The sequence below is a fragment of the Streptomyces thermodiastaticus genome (assembly GCF_014656135.1).
In the GTDB taxonomy this organism is placed as follows: Bacteria; Actinomycetota; Actinomycetes; order Streptomycetales; family Streptomycetaceae; genus Streptomyces; species Streptomyces thermodiastaticus.
The window spans coordinates 26,011-39,840 of sequence record NZ_BNBV01000021.1 but is presented as its reverse complement, the minus strand read 5'-3'; the positions used below and the strand labels follow the sequence as shown (position 1 = coordinate 39,840).

Genomic DNA, 13,830 nt, shown 5'->3' with positions numbered 1-13,830 from the left:
CCGGCCCGCACACGAGCCCCACGGAGCACGCCCCGCCGCGGACCGGACGGCGGGCGGCCGACGGCATACGACCGGCAACCGGACAGCACGAGGCCGTGGCGCGGCACACCGCACGCGGCCACCAGCGGAGGAACAGCAGCGATGAGCGACGCCAACCGCATCGAGCAGGCAGCCCACCGGGCCGACGGCGCGCCGCACGGCGGCAGCGGACCCGCCGACGGCATCCCGGGCAAGCCGGGGTCCCGTTCACCGTCCGTCTCCGAGCCGACGCGGCCAAGGGAGCCGTTGCCGCCGAAGCCGGACCAGTCCGGCCCGGCCACCGTCTCGCCCACCGGGCAGAAGACGGGAACGGACCGGGCGGCGGTGGCCCAGGGCGGGGAGTACCTCACCACCGCGCAAGGCGCACGGCTGTACGACACCGACCACTCCCTCAAGGCAGGCCCCCGCGGACCCGTCCTGCTGCAGGACCACCACCTGCGCGAGAAGGTCATGCACTTCGACCACGAGCGCATCCCCGAGCGCGTGGTCCACGCCCGCGGCGCGGCGGCGCACGGCGTCTTCACGAGCTACGGCACGGCGGCCTCGATCACCAAGGCGGCCTTCCTCGCCAAGGACGTCGAGACGCCGGTCTTCGTGCGGTTCTCCACGGTGCTGGGATCGCGCGGCTCGGCCGACACCGTGCGCGACACCCGGGGATTCGCGACGAAGTTCTACACCAGCGAGGGCGTCTTCGACCTGGTCGGCAACAACATCCCGGTCTTCTTCATCCAGGACGCCATCAAGTTCCCCGACGTCATCCACGCGGGCAAACCCCATCCCGACCGGGAGATACCGCAGGCGCAGAGCGCCCACGACACGTTCTGGGACTTCGTCACCCTGCACACCGAGGCCACCCACCACACCCTGTGGAACATGTCCGACCGGGGCATCCCGCGCTCCTTCCGGACCATGGAGGGCTTCGGCGTGCACACCTTCCGGCTGGTCGACGCCGAGGGCGCCACCACCCTGGTGAAGTTCCACTGGAAGCCGAAGCTCGGCGTGCACTCCCTGGTGTGGGAGGAGGCACAGATCCTCAGCGGCGTCGACCCCGACTTCCACCGCCGGGACCTGGCCGACGCCATCGAGGCCGGCGCCTGCCCCCGAGTGGGAGCTGGGCATCCAGACCTTCCCCGACACCCCCGAGCAGACCTTCGAGGGCATCGACCTGCTGGACCCGACGAACATCGTCCCCGAGGAACTGGCCCCCGTGCAGCCCATCGGGCGCCTCGTCCTCAACCGCAATCCGTCGGACTTCTTCGCCGAGACCGAGCAGGTCGCCTTCCACGTCGGCCATCTCGTCCCCGGCATCGACATCACCGACGACCCGCTGCTCGCCGGGCGCCTGTTCTCCTACCTGGACACCCAGATCACCCGCCTGGGCGGCCCCAACTTCCCGCAGATCCCCATCAACCGCCCGCACGCGCCGGTCAACGACATGCTGCGGGACAGCTTCCACCAGACCGCCGTGCACCGCGGGGTGGCGCCCTACCGCCCAAACTCGCTCGACGGCGGCTGCCCGTTCACCGCGGACGGGGCGAACGGCGCCTTCGTCGAGACACCGGTACGGGTCCCGGAGGCCACCAAGGTGCGCGCGGCGCCGGAGTCCTTCCAGGACCACTTCAGCCAGCCCCGCCGGTTCTGGCTGAGCATGAGCCCGGTGGAACGCGAGCACATCATCGGCGCCTACACCTTCGAGCTCGGCAAGTGCTACGAGCGGGCCGTCAAGGAACGCGCCCTGCAGGTGCTCGCCAACATCGACGCCGATCTGTGCGCGCGGGTCGCCGAGGGCCTCGGTCTGCCGGTGCCCGAGCCCACCGTGCCGCCGGCCGACGTCCAGCCCAGTCCGGCACTGTCCCAGGTCGGCCGCACCTGGCCCACCGACGGGCGGGTCATCGGCATCGTCACCGGGCCGGACGGCGACCTGGACGGGGTGCGGGCGGTCCGGGAGGCGGTGCTCGCGGGCGGCATGGTGCCCCTCGTCGTCTCGCCCGCCGGCGGCACCCTCGGCGACGGCGCCGACGCGCTGACCGTGCAGCGCACCTACGCCACCGCGCGGTCGGTGGAGTTCGACGCCGTCCTGCTCGCCGGCGCACCGGGAGTGGGCGCCGACGCCTACGGCGCCCGGGACGCGAAGTCGCCTCTGCCGTCCGTCGGGCAGGCGACCCAGGACCCCAGGGTGAGCCTGCTGCTGTCGGAGGCCTTCCGGCACGGCAAGGCCATCGGCGGCTGGAAGGGCGCCGAGGCCGCACTGGAGGCGGCCGGCGTCCCCGTCGACGCGCCGGGAGTGATCGTCGGCGACAGCGGCACCGCCACCCTGGAGCAGGTCGTCGGACTGCTGGCGGCCCACCGTGTCTGGGCACGCTTCCCCGCCGGGGTCTGACCGGCACCCTGCCCAGGGCCCTGGCCTCTCACCGGCCGCCCGGCCGCGACGACTGGCGGATGAACGACGACCGGCGGATGAATGTGGCAGATGCCACCTTTCGGAAGAGGTCTGGGCCACACTGCCGGGCGCGGGGTGCGGACTACCGTGGCGGACGTCCTTGTGAATCCGTCGCCCCCGCACCCGGGTGTCCGCACCGCCGCGGACCGCGGAACGCGGGGACAGTCCGAACGGCCCGGCAGTGCTCGAAGACCTCTCCCCCCTGATCGCCGCGACCACCCGATGGCTGACCAGCGCGTACCCCGCCACCGGCGGGGCGCTCGCGTCCGCCCTGTGCGAGGTCCAGGCCCGCCAGGCGGTGACGGCCGCGGCCTGGCTGCGCTACCCGACGCCCATGGACGCCGCCCTCGTCGGGATGGCGGGCGCCGGCGGATCCGCCCGGCTCGACTGGATCACCGGCGCCGACGGCATCGAGCAGGACTCTCAGGCGTACGCCTGGCGCACCTGGGTGGACGAGGTCGTCGCCAGCTGGGCGGTCTGCCTGCTCACCGAACCCGGCCTGGCCGAGCGCGCGGTGGCCACGCTCACCGACAGCGGCCACCCGGTCGCCGCGTTCGTCGAGTTCCGGCGTCTGCTCGCCCCGGACGACCGCGACGCCCGTGCCGCCGCCCTGCTGCGTCACCCCGACCTGACGGCCCCCGTCGCCTCCCTGCACCGCACCCAGCTCCTCGACCACCTCACCCCGGGCACCTCCCTGGCAGCCTGAGCGCAGGCCGGGCTGACCGGCACCCCGGCCGGGGCACGGGCACACCGTTGGTGCCGTCCGCGGCATCCGGGTGCTGCGGCCCGGCGGCAGCTCCGGAGCGGTCACCGCAGCGAACGCCGCACCAACCGGCCTCCCGAGATCTTGTGACGGACCGCCGTCATCTGCGACAGTGCAACGGCCGTGCGACCGGACCGCGCCCCGCGGACGGCATGGGGCACGGGAGTTCGTGCATCGAGCCTCCGCCCGCCCGGCGCACCGCTGCCCGCCCACGTCCGCGCCGCCCGGGAGATCTGCCGTTGCGACAGTTCACCGCCATCGTCAATCCCACGGCGGGCGCGGCCACGGGGGCCGGTGCGCTGCTGGGGGTGGGCCGGCTGCTGCGGCAGGCGGGCGCCGGGCTGGAGACCGTGCACAGCCGCAGCCTCACCCACGCCCAGGACCTCGCCCGCCGGGCCGGCGACCGCGGCCGCATCGTCCTGGCCGTGGGCGGTGACGGCATCGCCGGCGGGATCGGCGGGGCGCTCAGCGGCACCGGCACCGTCCTCGGGCTCATCCCCGCCGGACGCGGCAACGACTTCGCCCGCGCCCTGGGGCTGCCCCACGACCCGCCGGCGCTGGCCCGCATCCTGCTGGGGCACGAGCCGAAAGCGGTGGACACCATAGAGGTGCGGCGCGACGGAGGGCCCCGGACCGTGGTCCTGGGCAGTGTCTACGCGGGCGTCGACGCGCTCGCCAACCGGTACGCCAACCGTGCCCGGCTGCTGCGCGGCGCGGCCTCGTACTACGCGGGCGGGCTGCGGGCCGTGGCCGGCTGGCGGCACGCCGGCTACCGGATCACCGTCGACGGCACCGTGCACCGTCATCGCGGATACACCGTCGTGGCCGCCAACTCCGCCTACTACGGGTCCGGCCGGATGATCGCCCCCGGCGCCCGCGTCGACGACGGGGTGCTCGACGTGGTGCTGATCGCCGCCGCGCCGCGCCGGCTGTTCTTCGCGCTGATGAACGAGCTGAAGACCGGCCGGCACCTGGCTCGGCCCGAGGTGCGGGTGCTGCGCGGCCGCACGGTCCGGATCGAAGCCGACCGGGCCGTGCCCTGGGGCGCCGACGGCGAGGTCGACGCCGTCCTGCCGGTCACGGCCCGGGTGCTGCCGGGTGCGCTGCGGATGCTCTGCTGACGCGGATACGGTGACGGGTGATGGACCCTCAGGCGCAGGCCCAGGCGGACATGCCCTGGATGCGGGCCAGGTTGCGGGCGATGGCGATCTGCTGCCGGCGGTTGGCCAGGTCCGCGCGCGCCGCGTACTTCAGGCCGCCGGCCAGGACCCAGCTGGACTGACGGAACTGCAGCCCGCCGTAGTAGCCGTTGCCGGTGTTCGCGTGCCAGTTGCCGCTGGACTCGCAGGCGGCGATGGCGTCCCAGTCGGGTTCATGGGCGGCGGACGGCAGCGCGGCCGCGGCCGTGGGCCCGCCGGCCAGCGCGGCGGTGGCCGCCGCGGCCAGCAGGGCTCCCCGCAGGCCACGACGGCGCAGGTGGTGGTCCGATGCCCCGTCACGTTCGACGGAGGCGCTGTCGATGCTCTGCTGCTGAATCATGAGCAGACTGTTACATCATATGAACGCAAAGTGACGGCGTGACGCGCCGTGCGCCGCACGCCGGGTAAGGCTCGCTCATGACGTTCAAGGATCCCGCACAGCGCGGCGGCCCCCGGCGCGGCCGGTTCGAGCAGCTCGCCGAGTACGCCTCGAACTTCACCAGCTCCCCGGTGTTCTTCCTGCTGTGCCTGCTCGTCGTCGGCTTCTTCGTCGCCGCCCACGTGGCACACCTGGGGGTGGAGCTGGGGCTGGCGGCAGGAGGGTCCATGACCGCCGTGACCCTGCTGCTGCTCGCGCTGCTGAAGAACTCCGAGATGCGCGCCGAACACGCCATCCAGCGCAAACTCGACGCCCTCGCCCGGGCGCTGGCCGAGATGAACAAGGACGACCACAGCCCCGCCTTCGAGGACCTGCGCCGTTCGATCCGGATGGAGGAGGAGACCTGACACCGGCGGGCGACCCCCGGCCGGGCGTCCTTCGCCTCCCTGGGGAAGCGGGACAGCATGCCGCACCATGGACATCCTGCTCGTCGCGAGCGCGTTCAACAGCCTGACCCAGCGTGTGTACGCCGAACTCTCCGACCGAGGGCACCGGGTGGACGTCGTCCTCGCCTCGCACGGCACCGACGCCGTCCGCGCCGCCGTCGCCGAGCTGCGGCCGGAACTGATCGTCGCGCCGATGCTGAAGACCGCACTGCCCAAGGATCTGTGGCGGGAGAACACCTGCCTGATCGTGCACCCGGGACCGCCCGGCGACCGCGGCCCGTCCTCCCTCGACCGGGCCGTCGCCGCCGGGGAGACCCACTGGGGGGTGACCGTCCTGCAGGCCGAGGAGGCCATGGACGCCGGCGACATCTGGGCGGCGGTGCCTTTCGGGACGGCCCCCGTCGGCAAGAGCGACCTGTACCGCAACGAGGTCTCCGACGCCGCCGTCACCGCCGTCCTGCTGGCCGTCGAGCGGTACGCGGCGGGCGACTTCAAACCCCGGCCGCAGAGCGACCCGGAGATCCGGGTGATCTGGCGCGAGGCCATGCGCCAGACCGACCGGCGCATCGACTGGGACCACGACGACACCGTGACCGTGCTGCGCGCCCTGCGGGCGGCCGACTCCCAGCCCGGGGTGCTGGACCGGCTGCTCGGCCGGGAGGTGTTCCTGCACGGCGGACACGAGGAGGACCGGCTGCGCGGACGCCCCGGCGAGCTGCTCGCCACCCGCGCCGGAGCGGTGTGCAGGGCCACGCGCGACGGCGCCGTGTGGATCCAGGAACTGCGGCCCCGCAAGAACTCGGGCGACCCCGCCCCGTTCCGCCGCCCCGCCACCCACGTGCTCGGTGACTGCGGGCTGCCGGAGGATCCCGTCCCGCTCGACCTGCCCGCCGGCCGGCGCACCTGGACCGACATCCGCTACCAGGAGCAGGGCGACGTGGGCCTGCTCCGCTTCTCCTTCCCCGGCGGGGCGATGAGCACCACCCACTGCCGCCGGCTGCTCGCCGCCTACCGGCACGCCCTGACCCGTCCCACCACCGTCCTGGTCCTCGGCGGCGCCCGGGACTTCTTCTCCAACGGCATCCACCTCAACGTCATCGAGGCGAGCGACGACCCCGCCGCCGAGTCCTGGGCCAACCTCAACGCCATGAACGACCTCGTCGAGGCCGTGCTGCGCACCACCGACCGGCTGGTGGTGGCCGCGCTCGGCGGCAACGCGGCCGCCGGCGGGGTGATGCTCGCGCTCGCCGCGGACGAGGTGTGGTGCCGCACCGGCACCATGCTCAACCCGCACTACCGCCGCATGGGCCTGTACGGCTCCGAGCTGTGGACCTACAGCCTGCCCCGCCGGGTCGGCGCCGCCACCGCCGAACGGCTCACCACCGAGGCCCTGCCGGTCAGCGCCGCCACCGCCCGCACCCTCGGCCTGGTGGACCGGCTGCTGCCGGTCCCCGCCGAGTCGTTCACCGCCGCCACCCTGCGCCGGGCGGCCGACCTCGCCGGCAGCTCCGGCCTCGGCCGGCGCATCGCGGCCAAGGCCGCCGCCCGCGCACGCGACGAGGCACGACGCCCCCTGGACGACTACCGCCGCGCCGAACTCGCCCGCATGCACGCCATCTTCTTCGACCCCACCGCCCCCTATCACACGCTGCGCTCCGCCTTCGTCCGCAAACAGCCCTCCGGCCCGGCCCGCCCCCTGACTACGGCCCCCGACCCGCTCGCCGGGAGAATCCGGTGACCGCCCGGCTGCTGGTCGCGGGCGTCGGCAACATCTTCCTCGGCGACGACGCCTTCGGTCCCGAGGTGCTGCGTGCCCTCGCCGCGCGCCCGCTGCCGCCCGAGGTGCGCGCGGAGGACTTCGGCATCCGCGGCCTCGACCTCGCCTACACCCTGCTGGACGGCTACGACACCGCCGTCCTCGTCGACGCCGCACCGCGCGGCCACCGCCCCGGCACCCTGTCCCTGATCGAGGCCGAACCTCCCGACGGCACCCACGCGGTGCCGCCCGAGGCCCACGGCATGGACCCGGCCCGGGTGCTCGCCCTGGCCGCACACCTCGGCGACGAACCGCTGCCACGGGTCCTCGTCCTCGCCTGCGAACCCCACACCCTGCCGCGCGGCGAGGAGGACATCGCGCCCGGACTGAGCGCCCCGGTCCGCCGGGCCGTCGACCACGCCGTCCAGGCGCTGCACGCCATGGTCCCGGTCCTGCTCGCCGATCCCGCGGCCACCCCGTCGTTGGGCCGCCCGGACGAATCCGGGCCGCCCGGCACGGCTGCGCTGCCGCCCCCGGTCGCGGGCACGGCGCAGGATCGAGGCGACACCCCGCCCGCGGCGCGCCCCCCGGCGGGCCGTGCCCGCCCGCCGCGCTCCAGCGTGCCGAACCCGCCCTGAGGAGAGCCATGTGCCGGTCCGCCGACGTCAAGCAGGCGGTGCTCGCCCACAACGACGACCTCGCCCGCGCCCTGCGCGCCGAACTCGACGGGCGCGGCGTGGCCGTGGTCAACCTGCTGTCCAGCCCGGGCAGCGGCAAGACCGAACTCCTCGGCCGCGTCCTGGCCCGCGCGGTCGAACGGGGCGTGCCGGTGGCCGCGCTCACCGCCGACCTGGCCACCGAGAACGACGCGAGCCGGCTGGCCCGCTCCGGCGCACCCGTGCGCCAGGTGCTCACCGACGGGCTGTGCCACCTGGAGGCACGCCAGCTGCGCAGCCACCTCACCGGCTGGCTGCCCGGGGACACCGCCGTGCTGTTCGTCGAGAACGTCGGCAACCTGGTCTGTCCCGCCTCCTACGACCTCGGCGAAACCCTGCGCATCGTGCTCATGGCGGTCACCGAGGGCGAGGACAAACCGCTGAAGTACCCCACCGCCTTCGGCTCGGCCCACCTCGTCGTCGCCACCAAGACCGACCTCGCCGCGGCGGCCGGCTTCGACGAGGACACGTTCCTGGCCAACGTGCGGCGGGTCAACCCGGGCGTGGAGACCGTCCGCACCTGCGCCCGCACCGGCGACGGCGTGGACACCCTCCTGGACCGCGTCCTCGCCGCACGCGCCACGGGCCCGGCCCACCGCCCGCCCCTCGCCCCGCACCCCCACAGCCACGACGCCGAGCCGCCGGCCGCCGACGCCCCGGCCGGCACACCCGCCCACGCCCCGCACACCCGTCCGCAGCCGGCCTCCGCCTCGTGACCGCCCCCGCCACCGGACGTGTGCGCCGCCGGCTCACCGTGCGCGGCACGGTGCAGGGTGTCGGCTTCCGCCCGTACGTGCACCGGCTCGCCGCCGACCTCGCCCTGGCCGGCTTCGTCGGCAACACCGCCGGCGGCGTGCTCATCGAGGTCGAGGGACCGGCGGAGGACGTCGACCGGTTCTGCGAGCTGCTGGCCCGGCAGCCGCCGCCGCTGGCCACGGTCACCGCGATCGGCACCGAGGACCTGCCCGCCACCGGCGCCCCGGAGCCGTTCACCATCCGGCCCAGCACCTCCTCCGCCGGCCGCACCCAGCTGCCGCCGGACACCGCGACCTGCGCCGACTGCCTGCGCGAGCTGGCCGATCCGGGCGACCGCCGCCACCGGCACCCCTTCATCACCTGCACCCACTGCGGCCCCCGCTTCACCATCGCCACCGCCCTGCCCTACGACCGCGCGGCCACCACCATGGCCGGCTTCCCCCTCTGCCCGGCCTGCGCCCGCGAGTACACCGACCCCGCCGACCGCCGCTTCCACGCCCAGCCCGTCGCCTGCCCCGACTGCGGGCCCCGGCTGCGCCTGGTCCCCGCCCCCGGCAGCGACGTCCGCCCGGCCCGGGACGCGGACGCCCTCGCGGCGGCCCGGGCCCTGCTGGCCGCCGGACGGATCGTCGCCGTCAAGGGCCTGGGCGGCTACCACCTGGCCTGCGACGCCACCGACGCCCGCGCCGTCACCACACTGCGCGCCCGCAAGGAACGCGGAGGCAAGGCCTTCGCCGTGATGTGCCCCGACCTCGCCACCGTCGAGTCGATCGCCCACCTCACCGCGCACGAACGCGCCGCCCTCACCTCGCCCGTGCGGCCCGTCGTCCTGCTCAGCCCGCGCACCCCGGGCACCGGCCCCCGCCCCGCCGACGCGGTGTGCCCCGGCAGCCCGCACGTGGGCGTCATGCTGCCCTACACCCCCGTGCACACCCTGCTGTTCGGGCTGCCCGGCGACCCGCCCGGCCCCCGGCTGCTCGTGATGACCAGCGGCAACCGCTCCGGCGAACCCATCGTCACCGACGACGAGGAGGCCCTGACCCGGCTGTCCGGCATCGCCGACGCCTTCCTCGCCCACGACCGGCCCATCGCCTGCCCCTGCGACGACTCGGTGCTCCGGGTCCGCCCCGACGGCACCACCCAGGTTCTGCGCCGCTCCCGCGGCTTCGTGCCCCGCCCGCTGACCCTGCCCGTGCCGGTGCGCCCGGCCCTCGCGGTCGGCGGCGACCTGAAGCACGCGCTGTGCGCCGGCGACGGCGACCAGGCCTGGTTCGGCCCGCACATCGGCGACCTGGCCGACCTGGGCGGCCTGGACGCCGCCCGGCGGGCCGAACGGCACCTGCTCGACCTCACCCGCGTGGCCCCCGAGACCGTCGCCGCCGACCGGCACCCCGGCTACCACTCGGCCCGGTGGGCGCGCCGCCGCTCGGCCGACCTGCCCGCGCGAACCCCCGTCCTGGTCCAGCACCACCACGCGCACATCGCCTCCGCGATGGCCGAACACGGCCGGGACGGCACCGCACCGGTCATCGGCGTCGCCTTCGACGGCACCGGATACGGCGACGACGGCACCGTCTGGGGCGGCGAGGTGCTGCTCGCCGACTACACAGGCCACCGGCGCTTCGCCCGCCTCGCACCGGCCCCGCTGCCCGGCGGCGACGCCGGCGTGGCCAACCCCTGCCGTCTGGCGCTGGCCCGGCTGTGGGCCGCGCACCTGCCCTGGGCGGCGGACCTGCCCAGCGTCGCCGCCTGCACGGAAGGCGAACTGTCCCTGCTGCGACGCCAGTTGGAGCGCGACGTGGCCTGTGTGCCCACCTCCAGCATGGGTCGGCTCTTCGACGCCGTGGCCTCCCTCGCCGGGGTGTGCCACCGGGCGGGGTACGAGGCACAGGCCGCGCTGGAACTGCAGGCGGCGGCCGGGCAGGCGTGGGAGGCGGACACGGCGGCCTACCCCTTCGCTCTCACCGACCGGGCGGGCCTGCTGGACTGCGATCCCGCACCCCTGCTGCGCGCCCTGTCGGCCGACGTGCGGCGCGGCGTCCCCGCGCCCGTCCTCGCCGCCCGCTTCCACCGGGGCGTGGCCCGGGCCGTGGCGGAGATCTGCCGGCGCGCCCGCGCCGCGACCGGCCTGACCACGGTCGCCCTCACCGGCGGGGTCTTCGCCAACGGCCTGCTGGAACAGGAGTGCACCGCGCTGCTGACCCGGGACGGCTTCACCGTCCTGTGCCACGGCGAGGTGCCGCCGAACGACGGCGGACTGGCGCTGGGACAGCTCATGGTGGCGGCCCACCGGTTTGCCCCCGACCGGCCCCGCGGCCCGCGGACGGTTCCCGACAGCGACGCAACGGAGTGACCCATGTGCTTGGCAGTGCCCGGCAAGGTCGTGTCCATCGACCACCGTGCCGACCCGCTCACCGGCCTGATCGACTTCGGCGGGGTGCGCAAACAGGCGTGCCTGGAATACCTGCCCGACGTGCAGGTGGGCGAGTACGTCATCGTCCACGTCGGGTTCGCGCTGCAGCGGCTGGACGAGGCCTCGGCGCGGGCGTCCCTGGAACTGTTCGAGCAACTCGGCCTGCTGGAGGAGGAGTTCGGTGACGCCTGGCAGCAGGCGGCCCTGCAGGAGAGCGGAAGTGAGGCCCGGTGAAGTACATCGACGAGTTCAACGACCCGAAGCTGGCCCGCCGGCTGCTCGACGAGATCCGCGCCACCGTCACCCGGCCCTGGGCTCTGATGGAGGTGTGCGGCGGCCAGACCCACTCCATCATCCGCCACGGCATCGACCAACTGCTGCCCGACGAAGTGGAGTTGATCCACGGCCCGGGCTGCCCGGTGTGCGTGACGCCGCTGGAGGTCATCGACAAGGCCCTGGAGATCGCCTCCCGCCCCGAGGTGATCTTCTGCTCCTTCGGTGACATGCTGCGGGTGCCCGGCACCGGCCGCGACCTGTTCCGGGTCAAGAGCGAGGGCGGCGACGTCCGCGTGGTGTACTCGCCGCTCGACGCCCTCGGCCTCGCCCGCGAACACCCCGAGCGGCAGGTGGTGTTCTTCGCCATCGGCTTCGAGACCACCGCCCCCGCCAACGCCATGGCCGTGCACCAGGCCCGCCGCCTGGGCCTGGACAACTTCAGCCTGCTGGTGTCCCATGTGCGGGTGCCTCCGGCGATCGAGGCCATCATGACCGCCCCCGGCTGCCGGGTGCAGGGCTTCCTCGCCGCCGGACACGTGTGCAGCGTGATGGGCACCGCCGAGTACCCGGAGCTGGCCGACCGGCACCGGGTGCCCATCGTCGTCACCGGTTTCGAACCGCTGGACGTCCTGGAGGGCATCCGCCGCGCAGTGCACCAGCTCGAACGCGGCGAGCACCGGGTGGAGAACGCCTACGCCCGGGCCGTGCGCGAGCAGGGCAACCCCGCCGCCCGGCGCATGATCGAGGAGGTCTTCGAGGTCGCCGACCGCACCTGGCGCGGCATCGGCCCCATCCCCGCCAGCGGCTGGCAGCTCACCGAGGACTACCGGTCCTTCGACGCCGCGCACCGCTTCGACGTCGGCGGCATCCGCACCGAGGAACCCGCCGTCTGCCGGGCCGGCGAGGTGCTCCAAGGCCTGATCAGACCCACCGAGTGCGCCGCGTTCGGCACCACCTGCACCCCGCGCACCCCGCTCGGCGCCACCATGGTCTCCAGCGAGGGAGCCTGCGCGGCCTACTACCTGTACCGCCGGATGAACGGACAGCGCCCGCAGGGTGCCCCGGCACCCGCGGACACCCCCGTCCCGCAGGGCTCGCGCACCGCGCAGGAGGAGATGAACCCCGTTGGCTGATCTCGCATCCCCGCAGACCGGCACCCCCGTCGACCCGGCGAACTGGACCTGCCCCGCCCCCATCCGCGACCAGCCGGTCGTGGTGATGGGCCACGGCGGAGGCGGCGCCCTGTCCGCCGAGCTGGTCCACGACGTGTTCGCCGCGGCCTACGGCAACCCCGTCCTGGCCGGCATGGGCGACTCCGCGGTGCTCCACCTCGGCGGTGTCCGGCTGGCCTTCTCCACCGACTCCCACGTCGTCCGGCCGCTGTTCTTCCCCGGCGGCAGCCTCGGCGACCTCGCGGTCAACGGCACGGTCAACGACCTCGCCATGAGCGGCGCGCGGCCCGCCTGTCTGTCGGCCGCCTTCGTCCTGGAGGAGGGCACCGAACTGGCCGTGGTGGACCGCGTCGCCCAGGCCATGGGCGCCGCTGCCGAGGCCGCCGGGGTCACCGTGGTCACCGGCGACACCAAGGTCGTGGAGTCCGGACACGGCGACGGCGTGTACGTCACCACCGCCGGCATCGGCCTCGTCCCCGAGGGCGTCGACATCCGCCCGCAGCGGGCCCGGCCCGGCGACGCGGTCATCGTCAGCGGCCCCATCGGACTGCACGGCATCGCCGTGCTGAGCGTGCGCGAGGGATTGGAGTTCGGCGCCGAGGTCACCAGCGACACCGCACCGCTGGCCGACCTGGTGGCCGCCATGCTGGACGTCACCCGGGACATCCATGTGCTGCGCGACCCGACCCGAGGCGGGCTCGCCGCGTCCCTGAACGAGATCGCCCGCGCCTCCGGCACCGGAGTGAAACTGTACGAGCGGTCGCTGCCCGTCCCGGAGGCCGTCGCGAACGCCTGCGGATTCCTGGGCCTCGACCCGCTGTACGTGGCCAACGAGGGTCGGCTCGTCGCCTTCGTCCCGCCCGCCCACGCCGACGCCGTGCTCGCGGCGATGCAGGCCCACCCGCAGGGCACCGGCGCCGCGATCGTCGGCGAGTGCGTCGCCGAGCACCCCGGCATGGTGGTCGTGGCCACCGGCCTGGGAGGCACCCGGGTGGTGGACCTGCCGCTCGGGGAGCAGCTGCCGCGCATCTGCTGACCCGACCGGCGGCCCCGCGCAGCACACGCCGTGCGCGGGGCCGCCGTCGTCCGCGCCCCCCGGCTCAGTCCGGCGGCCCCGGCTCGACCGCGACGATCTCCAGCTCCCGCCCGCGGCGCAGTTCCTGGGAGGGCCGGTCGCAGCGCGGGCACCAGAAGAACGGCGGCATGCCCACCGGGAACATCTCACCGCACGGCCCGCAGTACGCCTGCGCGGTCACGTGCTCCACCACGAGCCGGGCTCCGTCCAGGGCGGTGCCCTGCCGGGCCACCTCGAAGGCGAAGTCCAGCGCGTCGGGCACGACCCCGGACAGCTCGCCCACCCGGACCCGCACCTCCCCGACGGTGTCCGTGCCCTGGGCCCGGGCGAGTTCCCCGGCCCGCTCCACGATCGCGGTCGCGACCGACAACTCGTGCACGCGCGGTCCGTCCTCTCCTCG

At 74.7% G+C, this 13,830-nt stretch carries 12 protein-coding genes and 1 pseudogene; 11 read left to right on the top strand and 2 right to left on the bottom strand.

The genetic code is table 11. From position 1 onward, the window contains the following. Nucleotides 1-141: 141 nt before the first annotated feature. From IE286_RS18975 to IE286_RS18965, 3 genes and pseudogenes are all read left to right on the top strand, one after another. A pseudogene (locus IE286_RS18975) lies at nt 142-2,419 on the top strand (catalase). 241 nt (nt 2,420-2,660) lie between these two features. Then, a complete protein-coding gene (locus tag IE286_RS18970; protein WP_189797958.1) occupies nt 2,661-3,185 on the top strand; it encodes a hypothetical protein in 525 nt (174 codons plus the stop codon). Between the two features lie 296 nt (nt 3,186-3,481). After that, nucleotides 3,482-4,363, top strand: a complete 882-nt coding sequence (locus tag IE286_RS18965) for a diacylglycerol kinase family protein (RefSeq protein ID WP_189797957.1) — start codon at nt 3,482-3,484, stop codon at nt 4,361-4,363. Nucleotides 4,364-4,391: 28 nt separating this feature from the next. Here IE286_RS18965 and IE286_RS18960 read toward each other — a convergent pair whose 3' ends face one another. Next, on the bottom strand, nt 4,392-4,781 hold the full coding sequence (locus IE286_RS18960) for a transglycosylase family protein (RefSeq protein WP_189797956.1): 390 nt from the start codon (nt 4,779-4,781) through the stop codon (nt 4,392-4,394). 77 nt (nt 4,782-4,858) lie between these two features. Here IE286_RS18960 and IE286_RS18955 point away from each other — a divergent pair, with 77 nt between their 5' ends. The 8 genes from IE286_RS18955 to hypE all read left to right on the top strand — a co-directional run bounded on the left by IE286_RS18955 (nt 4,859) and on the right by hypE (nt 13,391). Beyond that, nucleotides 4,859-5,227 carry a low affinity iron permease family protein gene (locus IE286_RS18955; protein ID WP_189797955.1) on the top strand — a complete coding sequence of 123 codons (369 nt, stop codon included), beginning with the start codon at nt 4,859-4,861 and terminating at the stop codon, nt 5,225-5,227. Between the two features lie 67 nt (nt 5,228-5,294). Next, nucleotides 5,295-7,004: a hydrogenase maturation protein gene (locus tag IE286_RS18950; protein WP_189797954.1), complete on the top strand. Its 1,710-nt coding sequence runs from the start codon at nt 5,295-5,297 to the stop codon at nt 7,002-7,004. Continuing rightward, entirely contained in the window at nt 7,001-7,660 is a 660-nt protein-coding gene (locus IE286_RS18945) for a hydrogenase maturation protease (protein WP_189797953.1), read from the top strand. Before IE286_RS18950 ends, IE286_RS18945 begins: the two co-directional genes overlap by 4 nt. An 8-nt stretch (nt 7,661-7,668) precedes the next feature. Further along, nucleotides 7,669-8,454, top strand: coding sequence for a hydrogenase nickel incorporation protein HypB (hypB, locus tag IE286_RS18940; RefSeq protein ID WP_189797952.1), 786 nt, complete (start codon nt 7,669-7,671; stop codon nt 8,452-8,454). After that, nucleotides 8,451-10,847, top strand: a complete 2,397-nt coding sequence (gene hypF, locus IE286_RS18935; RefSeq protein ID WP_189797951.1) for a carbamoyltransferase HypF — start codon at nt 8,451-8,453, stop codon at nt 10,845-10,847. Before hypB ends, hypF begins: the two co-directional genes overlap by 4 nt. A gap of 3 nt (nt 10,848-10,850) precedes the next feature. Then, nucleotides 10,851-11,141 (top strand): HypC/HybG/HupF family hydrogenase formation chaperone, encoded by a 291-nt coding sequence (locus IE286_RS18930; RefSeq protein ID WP_189797950.1) that lies wholly within the window; start codon nt 10,851-10,853, stop codon nt 11,139-11,141. Continuing rightward, nucleotides 11,138-12,316, top strand: a complete 1,179-nt coding sequence (hypD, locus tag IE286_RS18925; RefSeq protein ID WP_189797949.1) for a hydrogenase formation protein HypD — start codon at nt 11,138-11,140, stop codon at nt 12,314-12,316. The genes IE286_RS18930 and hypD overlap by 4 nt, the downstream gene beginning before the upstream one ends. Beyond that, nucleotides 12,309-13,391: a hydrogenase expression/formation protein HypE gene (hypE, locus tag IE286_RS18920; RefSeq protein ID WP_308115061.1), complete on the top strand. Its 1,083-nt coding sequence runs from the start codon at nt 12,309-12,311 to the stop codon at nt 13,389-13,391. The genes hypD and hypE overlap by 8 nt, the downstream gene beginning before the upstream one ends. A gap of 64 nt (nt 13,392-13,455) precedes the next feature. On the opposite strand, the gene hypA is transcribed toward hypE, so the two are convergent. Continuing rightward, nucleotides 13,456-13,809 (bottom strand): hydrogenase maturation nickel metallochaperone HypA, encoded by a 354-nt coding sequence (gene hypA, locus IE286_RS18915; RefSeq protein ID WP_189797948.1) that lies wholly within the window; start codon nt 13,807-13,809, stop codon nt 13,456-13,458. Nucleotides 13,810-13,830 lie beyond the last annotated feature (21 nt).

Bases quoted from the DNA above. Each gene is read 5' to 3' on its own strand.
- IE286_RS18960 (WP_189797956.1), bottom strand. From the start codon at position 4,781: ATGATTCAGCAGCAGAGCATCGACAGCGCCTCCGTCGAACGTGACGGG.
- IE286_RS18955 (WP_189797955.1), top strand. From the start codon at position 4,859: ATGACGTTCAAGGATCCCGCACAGCGCGGCGGCCCCCGGCGCGGCCGG.
- IE286_RS18950 (WP_189797954.1), top strand. From the start codon at position 5,295: ATGGACATCCTGCTCGTCGCGAGCGCGTTCAACAGCCTGACCCAGCGT.
- hypB (WP_189797952.1), top strand. From the start codon at position 7,669: ATGTGCCGGTCCGCCGACGTCAAGCAGGCGGTGCTCGCCCACAACGAC.
- IE286_RS18930 (WP_189797950.1), top strand. From the start codon at position 10,851: ATGTGCTTGGCAGTGCCCGGCAAGGTCGTGTCCATCGACCACCGTGCC.